The organism is Brevibacillus sp. AG162 (assembly GCF_006715575.1).
Classification (GTDB): Bacteria; Bacillota; Bacilli; order Brevibacillales; family Brevibacillaceae; genus Brevibacillus; species Brevibacillus brevis.
Genome location: NZ_VFNO01000001.1, coordinates 881,862 through 903,208 on the forward strand (window position 1 = coordinate 881,862; position 21,347 = coordinate 903,208).

Below are 21,347 nucleotides of genomic sequence, written 5' to 3' on the forward strand. Positions count from 1 at the left end.
TATCATGGCAGATCTCAGCATTAATCTGGCGGGAATCCAATCCCCGAATCCATTCTGGTTGGCCTCTGCACCGCCGACCAATTCAGGCTACCAAGTACAGCGTGCCTTTGAAGCGGGATGGGGTGGCGCGGTCTGGAAGACACTCGGAGAGCCGATCATCAACGTCACCTCCCGCTTTGCAGGTCTGAACTTCGGGGGACAGCGCGTCTTTGGATTCAACAACATTGAACTGATTACGGACAAACCGCTCGAGGTCAATTTGAAGGAAATGGATGAAACGAAGCGCCGTTTTCCGAAGCACACCTTGATTGCGTCGCTAATGGTTGAACATAAACAGGAAGCATGGCACGAGATTGTCAAAAAGGTGGAGGCTATCGGTGTAGACGGTCTGGAACTGAATTTCGGCTGTCCGCATGGCATGGCTGAACGCGGGATGGGCTCTGCGGTCGGTCAGCATCCAGATTTAATCCGGCAACAGGTCGAATGGGTAAAAGAAGTCGCCCAAACCCCTGTCATCGTCAAGCTCACCCCAAATATCACGGACATTCGCTTTACAGCGCGATCCGCGAGCCAGGGGGGAGCCGATGCCATCAGCATGATCAACACGATAAACAGTTTGATGGGGGTTGATCTCGACAAATGGCTGCCGATCCCACATGTAGATGGAAAAGGGGCGCACGGCGGCTATTGTGGACCTGCTGTCAAACCAATCGCCTTGAACATGGTCGCAGAATGTGCTCGTGATCCCAAGGTTGGTATCCCGATCTCCGGTATTGGTGGAATCTCTGATTGGCGCGATACCGTTGAATTTTTGCTGATGGGAGCAACGGGTGTTCAAGTATGTACAGCCGCCATGCATCATGGATTCCGGATCGTGGAAGACATGATTGATGGGCTTAACAATTACCTGGATCAGCGCGGAATTGCCTCTGTAATGGATATTGTCGGAAAAGCCGTGCATACGTACTCGGATTGGGGACATCTGAATCTGAATTACAAGGTCGTAGCGCGCATCCATGAAGAGACCTGTATCAATTGCAACAAGTGTCATATCGCTTGTGAGGACACCTCGCATCAATGCATTGACATTGTTCCTGATGCCGCGACGGGCAAAGAGCGCTTGGTCGTACGAGAAGAAGATTGTGTAGGTTGCAATTTGTGCTCCATCGTTTGCCCAGTCGAAGGAACGATTGAGATGGTCGAGATTCCGAGCGACAAAGCCCCTCTTAGCTGGAATCAGCGGCAGGCTGCTTTGGCTGCGGGTGGCAGCTGCGAGCTGTAAAGCAGTCATGTTTTCGGCCCGGGGTGCATAGCGTGTACAAGGGAAGGCATGTCTACTCGGTGACGGGGTTAAAGGGGAGATGATCATCGGATGAAAAAATGGATTCGAAATGGCACAGTTGTGACAGCGTCAGACACGTATCAGGCGGACATTTTGATCGAAGGGGAAAAGGTAGTCGCAATTGGCTCCAATCTGGATGGGAAAGATGCCGAAATCATCGATGCTACCGGATACTATGTTTTCCCAGGAGGGATTGATCCACATACCCATCTCGATATGCCTTTTGGCGGAACGGTTACTTCCGATAACTTTTATACAGGCACGAAGGCAGCAGCATTTGGCGGGACGACGAGCATCATCGATTTTTGCCTGACGAATAAAGGGGAGCCATTGCATTCATCCATTTCGACCTGGCACGAAAAAGCAAGGGGCAAAGCGGTCATTGACTACGGCTTCCACCTGATGGTTTCCGATGCGAATGATCAAGTTCTCGAAGAATTAGGAGCAGTCGTACGAAATGAAGGGATTACTTCGCTCAAAGTATTCATGGCCTACAAAAATGTGCTAATGGCCGATGATGAGACACTATTTAAAACGTTGGTTCGGGCGAAGGAACTAGGTGCTCTGGTACAGGTCCATGCAGAGAATGGAGACGTTCTGGATTATTTGATCAAGCAGGCGATTGCAAAAGGACAAACAGATCCCGTCTACCACGCCTACACCCGCCCACCTGAAGCAGAAGGAGAAGCGACGGGACGGGCTATCGCCTTGACTGCACTGGCAGATGCACAGTTGTATGTCGTGCATGTATCGTGTGCAGAGGCAGTGCGCCGGATCGCAGAGGCTCGCGAAAAAGGATGGAATGTGTACGGGGAGACGTGCCCACAATATTTGGTGCTCGATATTACGGATCTACAGAAGCCGGGCTTTGAAGGAGCGAAGTACGTTTGGTCCCCTCCGCTCCGGGAAAAGTGGAATCAGGACGTCCTGTGGAGCGCATTGAAAAATGGCATCTTGCAAACGGTTGGCTCTGATCATTGCTCCTTTAATTTCTCCGGTCAAAAAGAACTGGGGCTAGGGGATTTCACGAAAATCCCGAATGGCGGACCAATCATTGAGGACCGGATGCGCCTTCTCTTCTCGGAAGGGGTAGCAAAGGACAAGATCAGCCTCAATCAGTTCGTCGATATGACCTCTACTAAGGTAGCGAAATTGTTCGGAATGTTCCCGCAAAAAGGGACGATTGCAGTAGGCTCGGACGCCGATATCGTGCTGTTTGATCCAACGCTGAAGCGTACAATCTCCGTTGAAACTCACCATATGAATGTCGACTACAATCCATTTGAAGGCATGGTGGTGAATGGAGATATCATCTCGGTGCTATCACGCGGCTCATTCGTCATTCGCGATCAGCAATTCGTCGGGCAAGCCGGGGCTGGACGCTTTGTAAAACGATCGACCTTTGCAAGACCGTAATCAGTGAGAACGTAAAAAGGCAAGGAGGGCGATTATGGCAGATATCATTCGCATTGGCTTGATTCAGGCAAAAAATGATGTCCACGGAGATGAACCGGTTCATTTACACAAAGAAAAGGCCATTGAGAAGCATGAGAAAATGGTACGGGATGCGGCAGCCAAGGGAGCACAAATCATCTGTCTGCAAGAAATCTTTTATGGCCCGTATTTTTGTGCCGAGCAGCAACCGAAATGGTATGAATCAGCAGAAGAAGTACCGAATGGACCAACCGTGCAACTTTTTTCTTCCCTTGCCCGCGAGTTAGGAACTGTACTTATTTTACCTGTGTACGAGCGCGTGGGGATCGGTACGTATTACAACACTGCCGCTGTGATTGATGCGGATGGCACGTATTTGGGCAAATATCGCAAGCAGCATATTCCGCATGTCGGAGTGGGCAGCAGCGGGTGCGGATTCTGGGAGAAATATTACTTTAAGCCCGGCAATCTCGGGTATCCCGTTTTTGAAACCACTTTTGCCAAGGTCGGGGTCTATATATGCTATGACCGCCATTTTCCGGAAGGCGCACGATTGCTGGGCTTGAACGGAGCAGAGATTGTATTCAACCCGTCTGCGACGGTAGCGGGCTTATCTGAATACTTGTGGAAGCTCGAGCAGCCTGCTCATGCCGTAGCCAACGGTTATTATGTGGCAGCGATCAATCGGGTAGGGACAGAAGCACCGTGGAACATGGGAGAGTTTTACGGACAATCGTACTTGGTCGATCCGCGCGGACAGTTTGTCGCGATGGGGAGCCGGGATCAGGATGAGGTCATTATGGCTGAAATGGACCGTAACAAAATTCATGAGGTGCGGGATACGTGGCAATTTTACCGAGATCGCAGACCGGAGACCTACGAAGATATGGTAAAGCTATTACCTTAATACAAGAGTGAGGGAGGTGCCGGACATGCGCCTTCCTCCTTTTCACATCATTGGAAGGATTCCATCAGAGTCAAAAGGAGCGTTCAGGGATGAGGCAGATTGTATATAGAGGGGTCGAATATGGCGAGGGACTTCGCGTTGTGAAAGCGCAAAAGTATGAGAGGGCAGAACGGCGTCATTTTACAAACGGCGCTAGTGCAAAGGCAGTGTTTGGCTCTGGTGTTTACTTGGTAAGCAATCCGGAAATCGCGGCACAGTATGCGATTTGTCATGCAGAGACCAATGGGGAGAAGGCAGTTGTGTTAAGCCAGCAGCTACATTTGCAGAGTCTTATTTGTTTGGACGAGCGCTATGGGGAAAATGAACTGCGCATCGATGCATTGCGCGCTGCTTATTCAGAAGAGGAGCTCGAACAGAGACAGAACGGAATGGGCTATGAAGAGTGGCTGGAATGGACAGGGGATAAGGTGCGTGCGTATTTGATCGCCTGTGGATACCGGGGGATTCGGTATCGGATCAGCCCGGAGCTAACGTACTATATCTGCTATGAGCCTGACATTCAAATTGAAGAGATCGCGATTCTATCTGTGCTCGATATGTGAGAAAGCGACACTTGGTACGGCGTTCAATGAATGGATAGGCTGGTGAGCAAGTGGCTGTATCTGCCTTTCGAAGTACAGACGAGCGTTACGCAAGAAAGTGTACGTGTCATGGAAGAAATGTCCATCAGTCAATTTAAATGGTAGAGTAAGGGAGCAAACGAAAGACTGGCAAACCCAACGGGGCAGCCAGTCTTTTTTGGTAGCTTGCTTTTAGGAAGCAATCGTTTGTTTGTTGTTTGCAGTGATTTTCTCGTAATCGTTGGCACTCAAGATCGAAGCATCATGTTTCATCATCCATGTGTAAATCACGAGTGAAATCAGTAGTCCGACAGTCCAGGCATTGTCCCAAATAATCGTTAAGCCCGGAATGTATTTACTTATAAAAGGAATCGCAATCCCGATTAGCATCGCCCAGATGGCTCTGCCATTAAAGCCCGTTTTGTAGGTGTAGATCCCGTTTGTTTTGTACAATTCTGTTAAATGAATGCGCCGCTTACGCACGAGCCAATAATCTGCGATGGCTATTCCGTCGATCGGGCCTAACAAGGCTCCATACGTTCCGAGCCATAAAAAGATGTAGTTGCCGAAGTTATCCAAGATGTACCAAGGCTGCATCAATATCGATACGACCCCGGCGATGATGGCGCCGGCTTCATACGAGAGACGGCGAGGGGCCAGATTCTCCACTGCCCGGGCGGGAGCAACGATATTGGCCGCTACGTTGGTCGTCAATGTGGCAAGAATAATTCCAATCGTTCCGAGGAAAATGGCGAAAGGCGAGAATTTAGCCAACACGGCAGCAGGGTCCCACAACGCTTCTCCGTAAATAACGACGGTAGCAGAAGCGACAGCAACTCCGATGAACGAGAAGAAACCCATCGTGGTCGGTAAGGAAGAGGATTGTCCGATGATTTGGGCTTTTTGACTTTTGGCATACCGACAGAAATCCGGAATGTTGAGGGCCATTGTTGCCCAAAAAGCAATCGCTCCCGTCAATGCTGGGAAGAAAACCTTCAGGAATTCTGCATTGGAAGTGAATTTCGAAGGGGCTGAGAGCATTGGTCCCCATCCGCCTGCTTTCGTAAGCGCCCAGACGAGGAGAGCCAAACTCATGATGATCAGGATGGGAGCAGCCCATGCCTCCATTTTTTTGATCGTTTCGGGACCGCGATAAGCGACCCATACGTTTAACAACCAAAAGCCAAAGAAGGATATCCAGAGATGTCCGGGAACATTTGCCCAGCCTGTCATCGACATCAAGAGCGTATCGATGGCAGCACCTCCGAACCAACAGTTGATGCCGAACCAGCCAGCACCTATCAAACCGCGCGCGACAGCGGGGATGTGCGCTCCTTTGGAGCCGAACCAGAGGCGCGCAAAAACCGGATACGGAATGCCAAATTTTGTCCCGGCATGAGAGTTGAGAAGAATGGGAATAAGGACAATACAGTTACCGAGAATGATCGTCAAAATGGCCTGCCACCAGTTCATACCCAACGAAATTAACCCTGCCGCCATTGCATACGTCGGCAAACAAATCGACATACCGATCCACAAGCTGGCGAAGTTGTAGGAAGTCCAGCTGTGCTCTGCCGTCGTCGTTGGCCGAAGACCTTCATTATAAAGCGGACTGTTCTTAATTGCCTCTACGCCTTCTTTCGTCAGGGTAACAATTCCATTTGATTCCGTTTGCGTCTTCATTTCTTTCCCTCCTTTGCTTATCAAGATGTCTCGTATTCGGACAACCGCCCTAGTTTGTCTTGAATACAAGTTGTAACATTATATTGGGGGAAAGAAGGCCTAATACCTGATTTTTCGTCGTAAAAAGACAGCCTGCAACGACAAGCATCGCCATTGACAAAGGGAATGATTCTACCTTTTTACCTAATCGGGATGGTAAGATGAAGCAAGGGGGGAGCGAGCTGTGACGACAAGAAAAATCAAAATGTCTTTACAAACCAGAATGATCTTATTGATTACTATTGTTATTATTCTGATTGTTTCGTCAGTTGGGGCGGTGTTTTCTTCTATTGTTGCGTCTTCGATCGAAGAGCAGGTGGGCAAAAAAGCATTGAGTGTGGCGAAGATCGTTGCTAGCGATCCTGAGCTGCGTAGTGCTTTTTCAAGCGATTACCCTCCTTCGCTCATTCAACCCATCGCTGAAAACGTCCGTGTGCAAACCGGAGCAGAGTTTGTGGTCGTGGGAAACCATGAGGGAATTCGGTATGCGCACCCGATTCCGGAGCGGATCGGAAAGGAAATGGTGGGGGGAGATAACGAGCCCGGACTCTCGCATGGTCAATCTTACATATCGAAGGCTGTCGGCAGCATGGGACCATCATTGCGAGGGAAGGTGCCGATCAAAAATGAAAAAGGGGAAATCGTCGGCATCGTTTCCGTTGGGTTCCTGCTGGAAGATATCGAAGAGGCTATTGACCTCTACCAAGACCGCATATTGATCTTGACTCTTCTCGCCTTGTTGTGTGGTGTTGCTGGTGCCATTGCACTCAGTCGCTATTTAAAGCGCTTAATTTTGGGGTTGGAGCCGGAGGAGATCGCATCCTTGTACGTAGAGAGAAATGCTGTACTGGAGTCAGTCCGCGAAGGCATCGTGGCGATTGACCGGAATAAACGCATCACGATGATGAATAAGGCTGCCATTCGTATTTTGAATTTACCGGAAGAAGAGTTTCATCGCAAAGAAATAGTTGATGTGCTACCAGACAGTCGTATGCCAGAAGTACTGGAATCAGGCGAGCATCAATTAGATCGCGAGTCCATCATGAGCGGAAAAGAAATCATTGTGAATCGACTTCCGATCAAGTTCGGAGGTAAGGTCGTAGGAGTGGTCAGCAGCTTTCGTCCCAAATCGGAAATTGACCAGCTAGCCTCTGAATTGTCCCAAGCAAGGCGTTATGCGGATGTACTTCGCGCTCAAACCCATGAATTTCACAATTTGTTGTATACCATTTCCGGCTTGTTGCAGCTTGGCTCGATTCAGGAAGCGGTCGAGCTGATTACGAGTGAAACGTCCGCACAGCAAGAGATGATTTTATTTTTGGCGAAGCAAATTCCCGATCCGTTAATAGGGGCTCTGCTGTTAGGCATGCACAATCGAGCCAAGGAGCTGAAAATTCAATTCGTCATCCATCACGACAGTCACTTGAAGGAACTCCCCCCGACGATCAACCGACAGCAGATCGTGGTTTTATTGGGGACTCTAATCCAGAATGCGTTGGAAGCCGTCAATGAGCCTAGCGTTGAGCACAAACGAGTGGAGTGTTATTTGTCTGACACGGGTGATGAGATCATGTTCGAAATCGAGGACTCGGGACCGGGGGTTGTGGAAGAACTGCGAGAAAAAATATTCGAGCACGGTTTCTCAACGAAAAAAGGCGAAGATCGTGGAATTGGCCTGGCCAAGGCGCATGGAATTATTAACGAATTGGACGGCTATATTCTCGTTGGCAAAAGCGAGCTAGGAGGCGCACTTTTCACAGTATCCCTACGCAAAAGAATGGAGGTGGCATCTTGAGAAAGCTGGAGGTTCTCATCGTAGAGGACGATATGCGGATTATCGATATCAACAAGCGATTTGTCAGCAAGATTGAAGGTTTTGAAGTAATTGCTACAGCAACGAATGGGACGGATGCCAAAGAATTGCTGTCTTGTACCCGCCCTCAGCTGGTTTTATTGGATGTGTACTTGCCTGACATGCTGGGAACGGAGCTGGTCTGGTATATTCGGCAACATTACCGCGAAGTAGACGTGATCATGATCACCGCAGCCAAGGAAATGGAAATGGTACAGGAAGCGTTGCGCGGTGGAGTATATGATTACATCGTCAAGCCGCTGGTTTTCGAGCGTTTTCGTGAACGGTTGGAAAGCTATCGCGAGCATGTCATTCGGACGAGAGAAGCTGTCGAGGTAGACCAGGAAGTCATTGACCAAATGCTGACCAGAAGGCTGGTCGCCCCGAAAAATCGAGATGTGCTTGCACCAAAAGGGATTGACCTCTTGACTCTGGAAAAAGTAATCGAAGCGATCAGACAGACGGGAGACAAGGGGGTCTCGGCGGAGGAAATTGGCCGCGAGATTGGTACCAGTCGAACAACAGCGCGACGGTATTTAGAATACTTGGTTCTGGAAAAAAAGGCGCGTGCTGACTTGATTTATGGCACAGTGGGCAGACCGGAAAGAAAATATCGCTATCTTCCATAAATGATCCATGAACAATATGAACAAAAAGTGATTAATTTTCAAAATAGACCTTATGCACGAAAACTATTCCTCTGACTTCCGCGGTGGTACATTATGTGCAGGCGTGACAGCGCTTACAAATAAGCGGGTTAAGGGGGATATTTTGTTTGATGAAAAGAAAAAAAGTGCTAATCACAGTGTCCACTTTTCTTTCACTAGCATTGGCTGCTTGTGGTGGAGGTACTGGAAATACGGGAACAGCAAGTCCGGGAACGCAGCCAGCTCCATCGGCACAGCCTGCCGCAGAGGCATCCAAATACCCGGAAAAGCCGATCGTGTATGTGGCTCCATCCGGTGCAGGAGGGGGCTGGGATAAGACAGCTCGCTCGGTTGCAAAGGTGTTGGCGGAAAGCAAGCTGGTGACAGAAACCATTACGGTAGAAAACAAGCCGGGTGGCGGGGGAACCGTGTTTTTGGCTGAGTATGTTAGCAAAGACAAAGGCAATCCTTATAAATTATTCGTGAGCTCTCCTCCTATCTTGATTAACAATAACAAAAAAGAGGGGAACAGCCCATTCGGCTACAAAGATGTCACACCATTGGCGCAAATGACGAAAGATTTCGGCACCCTCGTTGTGAAAGCGGATTCACCACATAAGGACATCAAGAGCGTATTGGACGCGATCAAGGCTGACCCAAGCAAAATTACACTGGCAGGGGGCTCTGCTCCCGGATCGATGGATCATCTGATCGGCGTAATGCCAGCAGCTAAATACGGAATTGATCCAAAAAGCGTAAAATACGTCTCTTATGATGGTGGCGGAGAAGCAATGGCTGCTTTGTTGGGCGGCAATGCGGATATCATTGCAACAGATGCTTCCAGCGTGGGTGAGTATCTGAAAGCAGGTAAAATTCGCGTACTGGGCGTCACTTCCGATGAACGTCTCGGCGGCGATTTGAAAGATATTCCGACGTTAAAAGAGCAAGGCATTGATGCAACGTTCACGATTTGGCGCGGTGTCTTCGGTCCGGCTGATATGCCAGCAGACGCAAAAGCTTATTGGGATGCAAAGCTGAAGGAACTTTCCACGCATGAGGCATGGACAAAAGAATTGGCGGCAAACGGTTGGGAAAGCGAGTACAAGGACGCTGCTGCTTTCACAGCATTCCTGGACGAACAAGATAAGCAGGTCAAAGAACTGTTGACATCACTTGGTATGTCGAAGTAGGGAGAGGAGGGGCATCCCCTCCTTTTTCCACACCTTAGGAGGTATACATGAACCTGATGTTTGATCGGATCGGCAGCCTGTTTTTTGCACTAGTAGGAGCACTCTTTATTGCCGAAAGTCAAAATATTTCGTCTAGTGCATACGGAAGTCAGGTCGGGCCGAATATGTTTCCTTTTGGGCTTGGCGTCATCCTGATCTTGTTGAGCTTGCGATTGTTGTGGGAGACCTATAAAAAAGGAGTGGCTGCTTCCACATCTGAGTCACAGAGTCCACTGCGATACAAGCAGTTTTTATTCATTTTGGCAGCGACAGTCTTGTATGTTTTGTTGTTGGAGAAACTCGGTTATGTCATCTCGAGCTTCGCTTTCCTTCTGTACGCCTTCACCATGATGGGAAGTAAAAGCGTTTTGAAATCGGGAATCGTTTCCCTGCTGTTTTCAGTAGGAGTTTATGTCATCTATGTGCATTTGCTGAAAGGTACGCTTCCAGGACTACCTGCCTGGCTAGGCGTCTAGGGAGGGGATAGGTTAGCATGAGTGCATTGCAATTTTTGGCGGATGGTTTTCTCGTTGCCTTACAGTGGCATAATCTTGTCTTTGCCTTTATTGGCGTCCTGATCGGTACTGCGGTAGGGGTCCTTCCCGGCATCGGTCCAATGAGCGGAGTCGCGTTATTGATGCCCGTTACGGCTTCCTTGACCTCTGGCTTACCTCCTGAAAGTGCGGCGGCTAGCGCACTGATTTTGTTGGCAGGCGTTTATTATGGTGCGATGTACGGTGGTTCCACAACGTCCATTTTGTTAAATACGCCGGGTGAATCCTCCTCTGTTGTTACGACATTGGACGGCTATCAGATGGCGAAACAGGGACGTGCTGGCGCAGCGTTGTCGATTGCAGCGATCGGTTCTTTTGTCGCGGGTCTCGTGGCGCTGATTGCTCTTGTGTTTTTGGCTGATCCATTATCCGATCTCGCTTTGAAATTCGGCCCTGCTGAATATTTCTCCCTCATGCTTCTCGGCTTGTGTGCGGTCAGCGGACTGGGGGGGAAGTCGATGACCAAAGCCCTCATTATGACAGTCATGGGACTCTTGCTTGCGACAATTGGGATGGATACCGTTTCGGGAGTGGCGCGATTTACCTACGATATTCCCGATTTGTACCAAGGCTTGGAGTTCCTCACGATAGCAGTTGGTTTGTTTGCCCTTGGAGAAGTGTTCAAGACAATCCTGGAAGACGATCAATCGACCAAGGAAATTATTAAAGTGGGGCGAGTACTCCCTACGAAGCAAGACCTAAAAGAAAGTGCCGGACCGATTACACGCGGCTCGTTGCTCGGGTTTTTCATTGGTGTCTTGCCTGGTGCTGGTGCTACCCTCGCTTCCTTCTTCTCGTATATTTTTGAGAAAAAGCTCAGCAAAGATCCTAGCCGCTTTGGAAAAGGAGCGATCGCAGGTGTAGCAGCACCGGAGTCTGCAAACAATGCTGCTTCTGGCGGTGCGATGATTCCTCTGTTGACGTTGGGCATTCCAGGGTCCGGTACCACTGCAATTTTAATGGGGGCATTATTGATGTATAACGTACAGCCCGGACCGCTCTTATTCGCTGATCATCCGCAAATTGCTTGGGGATTAATTGCAAGTATGTTTATCGGGAATGTTATGCTGCTGGTTTTGAACATGCCATTAGTGAAAGTGTTTGCAAAAATCATTGAAACACCGTCCCATTTCCTGATTCCACTCATTATCGCGATTTCCGTTTTCGGTGTGTACGCTGTGCAAATTAGTACATTTGACTTGATTTTGCTCGTGATTTGTGGGGTAGCTGGCTATTTCCTGACGAAAAACGATTTTCCGCTAGCACCGCTCGTCCTCGGCCTTGTTTTGGGACCGATGATTGAAAATAACATGAGAAGAGCATTGACCACCTCGAATGGTGACTTTTCTATCTTCTTGACGAAGCCGCTTTCCGCTGCTTTTCTGGTTTGTGCGCTTCTTTGGTTGCTGATCCCTATCTTCTTGAAGCGCAGAGGGAAGCAAGTCATTATCAGTGAAGAAGCGTAACATCCTATTATTTGTCTTGACAGCATCCTCGCGAGCCCGTATCATTGGAAAAATTTCGGGGAACTGTTCTGTTTGATGGATGCAGCAGAACAGTAGAGGAGCGAACAGACATGTTAAACATTGAACCTGTTATCTTGGAAGGCAAGCTGGTCCGATTGGAGCCGCTCAGAATGGTCCATGTGGACGGAATCTGGGAAGCAGGCGCATACGAAGAGATTTGGCCGTATATGTCCGTTACCATTCGAACGAGAGAAGATGCTCAGGCTTTTATCCTGCAGGCTTTGAAAAATGAACAAGCCCAGACAGAACTCCCATTCGTCATCATTCGCCAAGCAGATGAGCAGATCATCGGGAGCACGAGATTCTTAGGGATAGCGAAAAAGGATCGCGGATTGGAAATCGGGTTTACCTGGCTGACCCCGTCCGTTTGGAAAACGGGCGTCAATACGGAATGTAAATGGCTTCTTCTGCGCCACTGCTTCGAACAACTGGGTTGTATACGCGTACAGCTCAAGACAGATTCTCGCAATTTGAATTCGCAACGTGCCATTGCCCGAATCGGTGGCGTTCGAGAAGGTGTCCTGCGCAATCATATGGTGATGCCAGATGGATACATTCGCGACTCGGTATACTTCAGCATTCTCGACTGTGAATGGCCAGAAGCCAAGCAAAAGCTGCAATTGTTGCTGTTTGGTGAATAAAGGCTTGGATTGATTGAAGGGCGATCAGAGCATGTGTACAATAGGGGTGAACCAAGAGGGGTTACTCTGACAAGACCCGGAAAAGAGGGTATACATGAGACTGCGTCTGTCACTACCGGGCTATTTGTTACTGCTCGGGGATCTGATCGCCTTTGTGCTCTTTGTTTATTACGGAAAAATCATTCATAACTACCCTGTCACTGTCATGGGAATTATCGAAACATTAGCCCCGTTCCTGGTGGGATGGATCGTCGCGATTCTGCTTTTCAAGAGCTACGGACAGCGAACGTATGAATCGGCGGGCCGACAATTATTATCGGTACTGATTACTTGGACAGTAGCCGCACCAATTGGCTTACTGATCCGCTCCTGGTGGACAGGTGTACCGATTACGCTTATTTTTGCAGGTGTGACTTATTTCATTACGCTGGCGTTTTTGCTCGGGTGGCGTGTACCGTTTGCCATCGGCTACGCGATCTACAAACGCAATAGACTACTTGCAACCAGCTAATAAAGTGACCCGAATTGGTTACGCTATCCTATGAACGACTTAGGAGGTGAATCAATTGGGAAAGAACAACAACAGCAAAGACCTCGGAAAAAACCGTGGGAAAACGCTGGATGAAAATGATCGCAACACAAATTTGCGACAATCGAACCATAATGATCGAAATGAAGGAACTGCAAAAGACCGCTGAGCAATCAGCGGTTTTCTACATTGATACAGGTCATGATGTGATATAATAGATTTTGTTTTTTTCTAGCGAGTGGAGGGAAACGTATGACGGAACCGATGCAGAATGTACAGCCGGTGACCTTGTCGTCACAGGCGTTTTTACTTTTGTGCAGACTATATGATGGCTGCTATGACGAATTGAAGCAAAATGAGCAGTTTCGCGAACTCGTGGAGTCCATCGGAGATATTTTGTTGGCGGGCGTGGAGACGTTGGAGAAACAGGAAACCAAGCCGAAAAATATTACCTTTCCACTTACCGTGCAACAAGCATTTTTCTTGCGTCGACTAGTCATTGAGCTGTTGGCTCAGTCGCCGACGGACAAAGAAGACCGAACGACGCAATGGCTGCAGGAATGTGTGGCAGCACTCGCCGGAGGCGGTGTCCAACCCGATGTCAAGCACTCATGAGCTGCATGTGATTACGAGCGGCCGGCATTCGCTTGAGGACGTATTGCGAATGGCAGAAGCTGCTTATGCGGGTGGTATGAACTTTTTACACATACGGGAAAAACAGCGTACGGCAAAGGAATGCATGGACTGGGTAAAGGCATTGGCGAGTGTCATCCCCCTTTCGTCCTTGATCGTGAATGATCGGGTGGATGTGGCTGCTGCGTCGGGTTGCGCCGGTGCTCACCTGGCATACCATAGTCTGTCTCCATTAGAAGCGAGAATGGTGCTGAAGACTGGTCAAAAAATAGGGCGTTCCGTCCATTCCGTGGAGGAAGCACAGCAAGCCATTGCCGCAAAAGTCGATTATTTGCTCTACGGGCATATTTTTGCGAGTGGTTCGAAGCCGGGTCTTGCACCAAGAGGAACAATAGAACTCGCGCAAATGACGGCACGATTTACTATACCGATCATCGGACTCGGTGGAGTCACACCGGATCGGACGGCGCAAGTTTTGGAAGCAGGGTGTGCGGGCATTGCTGTCTTATCGGGGATTACCGATGCAGCAGATGCCAAATCAGCAGCCAGCGCTTATCGAGCGGCATTGGATCGTTGGGAGGGAAAATAAAGTATGCGAGATATACAAAGACTTCGGGAAAAGATGGGTGTATACTTTGTCATTGGTACGCAGGACTGCGGGTATTCCAGCGAAAAGACCGTGCAAATTGTGGAAGCAGCATTGCGCGGAGGAGTGGGTACGCTTCAGTTGCGTGATAAAGGAAGCAAGCTGACTGCTGAGGAACAATACGAGCTGGGCAAACAGTTGCAACTGCTATGTCGTGACCATGATACCGTATTTTTTGTGAATGACGATGTAGATCTGGCGATTCGCTTGCAGGCAGATGGCGTCCATGTCGGGCAAGATGATATGGCGTTGACGGAAGTACGAGCCAAAGTTGGCTCCGAGATGTACATTGGTGTTTCGGCAGGTACGGTTGAAGAGGCGCTCGCAGCCCAGAACGGTGGCGTAGATTGTATCGGTGTAGGAGCGATGTTCGCTACACGTTCCAAGGCAGATGCTGGCGAGCCTATTGGACCAGTGGGGCTAGAGGAGATCCGTAAGGCAGTCGGTAATGACTTGCCTATCGTGGGGATTGGTGGCATTACACTGGAAAATGCTTCTGAAGTGCTTGCTGCGGGGGCCGATGGTGTCGCAATTATCAGTGCGATCAGCCATGCTGAATCACCTGAAGAAGCAGCCCAAGCGCTACAGCGGATTGTACGATCTCGTTAGCACGGACAAGGCGACGATTACATATGGTAGGGTAATAGAAACAAACCAGGATGATGCGATATTGGCGATCAAAGGAGGTGAAGCCGATGAAAAATCGGATTTACCGCATCGGATATGAATGGGTGAGCAAACGGGAATTGCTCGAGCGATTGTTCATGACCGACTGCATTCTTATCGAACACAAGCGAATGCATCCCCCACCGGAGGATCAAGATACGGAGTTGCCACCAGAAAAGGAAGTTCATGCTGTTTTGGTTCGCAGTCAGCGCCGCCCGGGCGAATGGGTGACGTTTAACGGGCTTTACGAAATACAGACGAGAGAGCCCATCCCTTGGATAGATTCACCGCTGGAGTACCATCAATTCGGAGTAGAATTGATTCCTGGTAATATCCGTAGGGAAAAGGCACCTCAAGGCAGGATACCCGCACGAACCAAGCTGCAAATCGCTGCTGTTCGACAAGATACGGTATTTGTCACTGTTCCTGGGCATCCGTCCAGGCGTTACGAAATGTCGTTGGCTCACGCACGTTTTGCAAAGGATAACCCGACAGAACTGGAAATGAAGCTGCAAGTATACGCTTTTCCCCCACGCAACGATATTTTTGTGGATTGGTTATTGAAAGAAGGGCGCAAAACAGGAATCATTACGCGCCCCAATCAGGAAAGGGTAGAAAAATCAGCTTTTCAGGTGTGGGAAGATCTACGACAAGAATACGGCATTAGTGTCAGTGCGGCATTGATTGCGATTAAACAGGCACTCATTGTTCTGGATCGTGCAGGTGTCGAGACTGACTTCCCATACCCGACCCAAGAGCGATCGGATATATCTTTGTTCAGCGAATCGGAGCGAGATGCCTTTTATTCCTACCAATCCGTTCGATGCGCGATGGCCGCTGTCGCTGCCCTGCTGACGGTAGACCCGAAAGATCCGTTGCAGGATACACTCTTGATGGATATCATGCTCGAGCAACAAATCAACCGCAGGCGCGAATAGCGTTTGCGGTTTTTAGGTTTTTCGCCAAAAGTAGTATAATGGGAGTTGGTAGATGAACCCAATGAAAAGGATGTGTGACCATCATGTATGTATCCATGAACAGACTGACTGTACCAGAAGACTATCAATCCCATTTGGAACGCGCATTTGGTAATGGGGGAGAACGAATGAAGGAGGTTCCTGGTTTTTTGGAGTTCCTTTTCCTGGCACCAACGGAAGGTGACGAATACATCGTTTTTACGAAATGGACAGATGAGGAATCGTTTAAAAATTGGACAGAAAGCGAAGCTTTCAAGCGCGCACATACAGTAACTAACCCGAATAGCCCGGTAAAATCGGATTTGCGCAATTACGCTGTCAAATCCCATTCATAAAGCGAAAGCATTTGTCTCTGCGGGGGCAAATGCTTTTTGGATGATTGAATAATAAACATCCTTTACCTTTTTATGCTCGATCGTGATATGATAGAAAATGTTGAGAAAACGTTTTCAGTCAAACGTGATCAGGAGGTGAAGGTGTCCGAAAAAGGCAATAGAAAACGCGCGATAATAGGATGCTAGCCGAGATTGTTTGTCTGTAAGGATAAGAAGAGAACCTGATTGGATGGTGTCATTCTCTGCACGAGGATATCATCAAGCCGCTTTACATCTTGTCTCATTTACGTCCATAATAGAGCCTATACATACTTGGAAAAATAGCCTCAATGAAGCACGGAGAAAAGGAGCCAGAGTGTTTTGAAAAATCGAATAAGTAAGTATCTTACTCATTTGGTCCCTGCGGCGGTGGCCAAGACGTTTTCCTTTCTTTCAGATCATCATTACTCTGCTTTGCTTCTAGAAGACCGCGAAAATACAGAGGCTTTGTTTGTACAGCAAATCACAAAATGGATTGAAGTAGTAAAAGTAATCGACACGTATGCATTCGAACGAGAATTGAGCGAAATTGCGTACAAATTTTCGTTACTCGGAATGAACCTTACGTATTTGCATCAATTTTTGCGCAAGTGTCGAGACGTTATTATTGAAGAAATGAATAACAACGCATGTTCTCTTGCCACGACGGAAATGGAGCGAGTAGAGCTTTTGCAAGGACAGATTCGTCTCTATCAATCGATGGACTACATTTTGCAGCAAATGGACGATGTCTTCAACAAAAATTCGCATCAATTTCCGGTTGAGAAAACACCAACTTCTCCTACAAGTTCCAGTTCGGCCAAAGGAGAAGATGTTACAATGCTCGCTGAACAGGAGCTTGTCCAATTGGTTCTGCAGTCCAGTGATATTGCTGTCTTGATGATCGACCGCCAGCTAAGAGTCATTGAAGCGAATTACGCTGTCTGTCATTTATTTGGCGTAGATCGGAATCAAATCATTGGTCAAAACATTGATCATGCCCTTCGCCCTCATATAAGCGAGCGTTTTGTCCAGTGGGTGATTGAACGCGGGCAGTCCGGCCATTATGTTGCGGAATACAGAGGCAAATGGACGACAGTTAGTACGAGCCCCATTTATTACGATGGAGAGATGTGGGGAGCGATCGCCGTTCTTCGGAATGTTACGGAAAGCAAAAAGTACGAAGAAGAATTGAGCAAGCGTGAAGCGCTGGCAGCAGTTGGGCAACTGGCTGCTGGGATGGCGCATGAGATTCGAAATCCACTGACAGCCATCAAAGGCTTCATTCAGTTGTTGCGTGAGCAAGGGGAAGCAAATCGCAGTGAATCTTATTTTTCTGTCATCTTAACGGAAATTGAACGCATTGATGGGCTATTGAACGATGTTCTTGTTTTGGCCCGGTACAGGGATGATAAAATCGTATCGGAACGTTTCTTAGTGATGGACGAGTTACATGGCGTCATTCGTTTACTGGAGCCAGAAGCGAATCGAAGAGGAATCAAGCTAGAGTTGGACATTGCACAAGGCGAGTGGCATGTGTTTGGTCATCGTTCGCGAATTAAGCAAGCCATCTTGAACATCTTGAAAAATGCGCTTGAAGCATTGATGACCCAAGGCAATCTCGTTCATGTGAAAGTGTACTCATCTCTCAATCAAGTCATCATTGTTGTGGAAGACAACGGACCTGGTCTATCAGATTCTTGCCTGCAAAATTTATTCGTTCCTTTTTATACGACCAAACAAGAGGGAACGGGGTTAGGTTTGTCTACGACACAACGCATCATCGCGGATCACGGTGGCGAACTCTATGCGGAAAACTCTCCAAAATTGAAAGGAGCCCGTTTTGAGATTCGTTTACCTCTTTCAATTTCCTAAAATCCAAAAAGGATTGTGACTGTAGACGGATCGAATATCCGTCTTTCTTTATGCTTGAATGAGCATAAAGTCCCATTCGCGAAAAAGTTGCAAGTCTTTGGAATCAATCTTTTTGTAAGTTGTTGTCAAAGGCTGTCGATCAGTGGAATAATTTACAAAACAGTTACAATTTGAACGGAGTTGAACAACGGTGATTCGGATGCTGAAAAAAAACGAAACGAGGTGGAGCTACTGGGAGGCTTGGTATGAGGAAACGGAGCACCTTTACACCGTTCATTACGGAAATGTAGGGGAAATTGGCGACTATTTTGCTGTAGTAGCGGAGCAGATCGAGGGAAGGCCCGACGAAGTTTTGCAGATCTGGGCAGAAGAGATGAAAGAACAAGGATATCAGGTCATGAAAGAGAACGATTTCCATCCGATGATCATTCGCTTTCCCCATTTGTCTGAGTCAGAGATAGAAATGCGCTATTTGATCGAACAGCTGTTGGACGAATGCTTGGGAAAGACCGGGAATGGACACAGCGACGGTGGAGAAGACAGTGAGAGGACATTGGCAGTGATTTGCCGGGTGATCGATACGAAGAAAGCGGCTGCTGCCGTATTCGAAGCGATGTCCAGCGCACAGCTGGTAGAAGGAATTTCCATTAGCATAAAGCAGGAGGATGGAAACTTGATTCCACTTAGTCCTCCTGCCTAAAACTGTCTGATTTATTTCACGATTTTGTGCCGCAGAGCTTTTGCCACTGCCTGTGTACGATCCTCGACACCCATTTTTTGCAAAATCCGATGCACGTGTGTTTTTACAGTGCCTTCTGAGATGAACAAGTTTTGCGCAATCTGATCATTTCGATAACCATCGGCGATCTGTTGAAGTACATCTAGCTCTCGATCCGTCAGTTCATCTAGCAAAACTGATTGGGGAGTGGTAGTCAAATCAGGTGTCTCACGTTGACCTTGCAGAGCTTCCGCAAGGGCTTTTGCAGCTGTCACGGTGTGGAAGAGGGCTTCTCCCTGGTGGGCTCTGCGAATCAGATCAAGCATTTCCTGAGAGTCGGCATCCTTTAGCATATAGCCGACGGCGCCAGCACGAATTCCTTCCACCACATAATTGTGATTGTCAAAGGTGGTAAGAATCAATACCTTCGTGCGAGGATGCTGCTGCATGATTTCTCTTGTGGCCTCAATACCAGACTTGTTGGGCATCTGAACATCCATCAAAACGACATCAGGTGCGAGGGCACCAATCAGTTCTACAGCTTCCACGCCATCGGAAGCCTCCCCAATTACTTCCATATCGGATTGCATTTGAATGACATAACCCAAACCTTGGCGTATCATGGTTTGGTCATCTACTAGGACCACGCGAATGGCTCCTTCTTTTTGTTTACCGGTCATGTTCGCATGCTCCTTTCAGGCTCAGTCTGGCGAATCGGAAAGCTGAAATCGAGTTGGAATCCGTGGGGCTCTCGAATGCGATACGCGAGAGTTCCGTTCAATAATTGAATTCGTTCAGAGATCCCAGTTAGGCCAAAGCCAGGTTTGATTTTTTGGTCGCTCGTGATGCTTCCATCGTCTCGAATGGACAACAAAAGGATGTCCTTCTTTTGTTCAATGATGACAAGAATTTCTTTTGCGTCAGAATGACGTAGGGAATTGGTGATCGCTTCTTGTAAAATTCGATAAAACGTTATCGTCATTTCCTGAGAGAGCGGGATGTCCAGATCGGAGCATATCAGCTCCATTTTTATTCCTGTATGCTTTTGAGCCTGTGATAAGAGAGCTCGCAGAGGCGTAAGTCCCAGGGAGGTTTTATCCAGAGCCAGTGTATGGACAGACGAGCGAATATCCTCCAGACTTTGCTTGGCAACACCGAGCATGTTGCGTACGGCTTCTTGTGCGTTGTCAGGTCCATCCTGCAACATATACTTCAAGGCATGCAGCTGGACAATGAGTGAAGTCAAACTATGACCCAATGCATCGTGAATATCACGGGCAATTCTCGTTCGTTCCTCCAGAACCGCTACTTGAAGGGAATGAAGCGCTGCTTCTTGAAGTTGTAAGTGCGCCTCTTGCAACTCTGTATGTGCTTTTTGCAGCTGCTCCAGATGCTGTTGGTTGGTTTCGTATGCTTCTGTTTGAATCCGATAGCCACGTGCGCCGATATAGCACCCCACATACGTAAGAATATAAGAGATGATGTGCGTGAATTTCAGGTTTTCTTCAAAATATAAAAAAAGCGTACTGCACGTACCAAAAAAAGTAGCATAGGCCAACGCACGGCGTCCATGAATGTGAAACCCGATAAAAACAGCGAGTGGGAGCATCAAGCCGAAGCCTTCTCCCCCTAAGATAAGGGACTTTAGTAAGGAAACGATTCCAAGCACGACTGTCACGAATTCGAATTGGAAAGGCTTCCATTTTTTCTTGGAAGTCCAAAATACCACAAGGTAACAAATAAATAGTACAATGGTAAGAGAAAATTGCAACGGAGTTTCCCGTTTAAATGAATCAGGAATCAAAGCTAATACAATTAAGATGGAAAACCACATGATCAGTAAACGTTTTTGTATGGCTTTCATCATTATCTTCAACAATGAGAAGTCCTTCTTTCTCTGCCGGATAATCACTTAACTTCATTCTAGCATGCGTTGTCGTCTATCTCCAGATAGATAAATACTTGTCAGAAATCTACCCCTGGGTAGACTTCACTACATATACATTTCAGTAGAATTATTTTTGGGAAATAAACGATTAGTTATGGGTGGAAGTGGTTAAGTAAGGATGGCAAGGGAGGTTCTCATGAAAGAACTGATTCAGTTGGCAAAACTCCTGCAAGAAGCCAGTGTTTTGTTTACCACGATTTCTGAGCAAGAGCTGGATACAAGCGATGTAACCTGGCAACAGGTCTTGATTCTTGAGCAGCTCGGAAACGGGCCAAAAACGATGGGGGACATAAGTAAGACTGTCGGTCTTTCATACAGCACAACTTCCGGTCTTATTAATCGGTTGGAGCAGGAAAACCTGGTACGCAGGTTCCGAGACCAATCAGATCGACGAGTTGTGTGGGTGTCACTGACAGAGCGTGTATACCAACAGCGAGATGTGAAATGGGGAAATTCACAAACCGTCTAAAAATGGTTTCATCCCTTGATATTTCGTTCAACGAAATGTTAACTCGAGGTTCACCTTAT

At 48.0% G+C, this 21,347-nt stretch carries 23 protein-coding genes; 20 read left to right on the forward strand and 3 right to left on the reverse strand.

What is annotated here, in order from left to right; all coding sequences use genetic code 11:
* The first annotated feature begins 4 nt into the window (after window positions 1–4).
* The 4 genes from preA to FB479_RS04235 all read left to right on the forward strand — a co-directional run bounded on the left by preA (window position 5) and on the right by FB479_RS04235 (window position 4,285).
* Window positions 5–1,282, forward strand: a complete 1,278-nt coding sequence (gene preA, locus FB479_RS04220) for an NAD-dependent dihydropyrimidine dehydrogenase subunit PreA (protein ID WP_142062659.1) — start codon at window positions 5–7, stop codon at window positions 1,280–1,282.
* Between the two features lie 90 nt (window positions 1,283–1,372).
* The gene (gene hydA, locus FB479_RS04225; RefSeq protein WP_142062662.1) at window positions 1,373–2,758 is read left to right on the forward strand and encodes a dihydropyrimidinase; all 1,386 of its coding nucleotides are present in this window, start codon (window positions 1,373–1,375) and stop codon (window positions 2,756–2,758) included.
* A 34-nt stretch (window positions 2,759–2,792) separates the two neighbouring features.
* On the forward strand, window positions 2,793–3,683 hold the full coding sequence (locus FB479_RS04230; RefSeq protein ID WP_142062665.1) for a nitrilase-related carbon-nitrogen hydrolase: 891 nt from the start codon (window positions 2,793–2,795) through the stop codon (window positions 3,681–3,683).
* Between the two features lie 89 nt (window positions 3,684–3,772).
* Window positions 3,773–4,285, forward strand: coding sequence for a hypothetical protein (locus tag FB479_RS04235; RefSeq protein WP_142062668.1), 513 nt, complete (start codon window positions 3,773–3,775; stop codon window positions 4,283–4,285).
* Between the two features lie 210 nt (window positions 4,286–4,495).
* Here FB479_RS04235 and FB479_RS04240 read toward each other — a convergent pair whose 3' ends face one another.
* Complete coding sequence (locus tag FB479_RS04240) at window positions 4,496–5,986, reverse strand: NCS1 family nucleobase:cation symporter-1 (RefSeq protein ID WP_142062671.1); 1,491 nt, start codon at window positions 5,984–5,986, stop codon at window positions 4,496–4,498.
* Between the two features lie 223 nt (window positions 5,987–6,209).
* Here FB479_RS04240 and FB479_RS04245 point away from each other — a divergent pair, with 223 nt between their 5' ends.
* From FB479_RS04245 to FB479_RS04310, 15 genes are all read left to right on the forward strand, one after another.
* Window positions 6,210–7,820, forward strand: a complete 1,611-nt coding sequence (locus FB479_RS04245) for an ATP-binding protein (RefSeq protein WP_142062674.1) — start codon at window positions 6,210–6,212, stop codon at window positions 7,818–7,820.
* 32 nt (window positions 7,821–7,852) lie between these two features.
* Entirely contained in the window at window positions 7,853–8,506 is a 654-nt protein-coding gene (locus FB479_RS04250; protein WP_370511675.1) for a response regulator, read from the forward strand.
* A 149-nt stretch (window positions 8,507–8,655) separates the two neighbouring features.
* A complete protein-coding gene (locus tag FB479_RS04255) occupies window positions 8,656–9,714 on the forward strand; it encodes a tripartite tricarboxylate transporter substrate binding protein (protein WP_142062948.1) in 1,059 nt (352 codons plus the stop codon).
* Window positions 9,715–9,761: 47 nt separating this feature from the next.
* A complete protein-coding gene (locus FB479_RS04260) occupies window positions 9,762–10,229 on the forward strand; it encodes a tripartite tricarboxylate transporter TctB family protein (protein ID WP_142062677.1) in 468 nt (155 codons plus the stop codon).
* Window positions 10,230–10,246: 17 nt separating this feature from the next.
* Window positions 10,247–11,773, forward strand: a complete 1,527-nt coding sequence (locus FB479_RS04265; protein WP_142062681.1) for a tripartite tricarboxylate transporter permease — start codon at window positions 10,247–10,249, stop codon at window positions 11,771–11,773.
* A gap of 110 nt (window positions 11,774–11,883) precedes the next feature.
* On the forward strand, window positions 11,884–12,474 hold the full coding sequence (locus FB479_RS04270; RefSeq protein WP_142062684.1) for a GNAT family N-acetyltransferase: 591 nt from the start codon (window positions 11,884–11,886) through the stop codon (window positions 12,472–12,474).
* Between the two features lie 94 nt (window positions 12,475–12,568).
* Complete coding sequence (locus FB479_RS04275; RefSeq protein ID WP_142062687.1) at window positions 12,569–12,985, forward strand: DUF3054 domain-containing protein; 417 nt, start codon at window positions 12,569–12,571, stop codon at window positions 12,983–12,985.
* A gap of 55 nt (window positions 12,986–13,040) precedes the next feature.
* Entirely contained in the window at window positions 13,041–13,172 is a 132-nt protein-coding gene (locus FB479_RS30840) for a hypothetical protein (protein ID WP_255413062.1), read from the forward strand.
* Window positions 13,173–13,255: 83 nt separating this feature from the next.
* Window positions 13,256–13,618: a hypothetical protein gene (locus FB479_RS04280; RefSeq protein WP_142062690.1), complete on the forward strand. Its 363-nt coding sequence runs from the start codon at window positions 13,256–13,258 to the stop codon at window positions 13,616–13,618.
* Window positions 13,602–14,225, forward strand: a complete 624-nt coding sequence (locus tag FB479_RS04285; RefSeq protein WP_142062693.1) for a thiamine phosphate synthase — start codon at window positions 13,602–13,604, stop codon at window positions 14,223–14,225. Before FB479_RS04280 ends, FB479_RS04285 begins: the two co-directional genes overlap by 17 nt.
* Before the next feature lie 3 nt (window positions 14,226–14,228).
* Complete coding sequence (gene thiE, locus FB479_RS04290; protein WP_106656452.1) at window positions 14,229–14,891, forward strand: thiamine phosphate synthase; 663 nt, start codon at window positions 14,229–14,231, stop codon at window positions 14,889–14,891.
* Between the two features lie 86 nt (window positions 14,892–14,977).
* Complete coding sequence (locus FB479_RS04295; RefSeq protein ID WP_106656451.1) at window positions 14,978–15,886, forward strand: hypothetical protein; 909 nt, start codon at window positions 14,978–14,980, stop codon at window positions 15,884–15,886.
* Between the two features lie 83 nt (window positions 15,887–15,969).
* Window positions 15,970–16,260, forward strand: a complete 291-nt coding sequence (locus tag FB479_RS04300) for an antibiotic biosynthesis monooxygenase family protein (protein ID WP_142062696.1) — start codon at window positions 15,970–15,972, stop codon at window positions 16,258–16,260.
* Window positions 16,261–16,620: 360 nt separating this feature from the next.
* Entirely contained in the window at window positions 16,621–18,153 is a 1,533-nt protein-coding gene (locus tag FB479_RS04305) for a two-component system sensor histidine kinase NtrB (protein WP_106656449.1), read from the forward strand.
* A gap of 190 nt (window positions 18,154–18,343) precedes the next feature.
* On the forward strand, window positions 18,344–18,853 hold the full coding sequence (locus FB479_RS04310) for a hypothetical protein (RefSeq protein ID WP_142062699.1): 510 nt from the start codon (window positions 18,344–18,346) through the stop codon (window positions 18,851–18,853).
* A gap of 11 nt (window positions 18,854–18,864) precedes the next feature.
* Here the strand turns inward: FB479_RS04310 and FB479_RS04315 are convergent, their stop codons facing one another.
* Together FB479_RS04315 and FB479_RS04320 are read right to left on the reverse strand one after the other, a co-directional pair.
* Complete coding sequence (locus tag FB479_RS04315; protein ID WP_142062702.1) at window positions 18,865–19,551, reverse strand: response regulator; 687 nt, start codon at window positions 19,549–19,551, stop codon at window positions 18,865–18,867.
* The gene (locus FB479_RS04320; RefSeq protein ID WP_106656446.1) at window positions 19,548–20,783 is read right to left on the reverse strand and encodes a sensor histidine kinase; all 1,236 of its coding nucleotides are present in this window, start codon (window positions 20,781–20,783) and stop codon (window positions 19,548–19,550) included. The genes FB479_RS04315 and FB479_RS04320 overlap by 4 nt, the downstream gene beginning before the upstream one ends.
* Before the next feature lie 172 nt (window positions 20,784–20,955).
* On the opposite strand from FB479_RS04320, the gene FB479_RS04325 reads away from it, so the two are divergent.
* A complete protein-coding gene (locus FB479_RS04325) occupies window positions 20,956–21,288 on the forward strand; it encodes a MarR family winged helix-turn-helix transcriptional regulator (protein ID WP_007727206.1) in 333 nt (110 codons plus the stop codon).
* Window positions 21,289–21,347 lie beyond the last annotated feature (59 nt).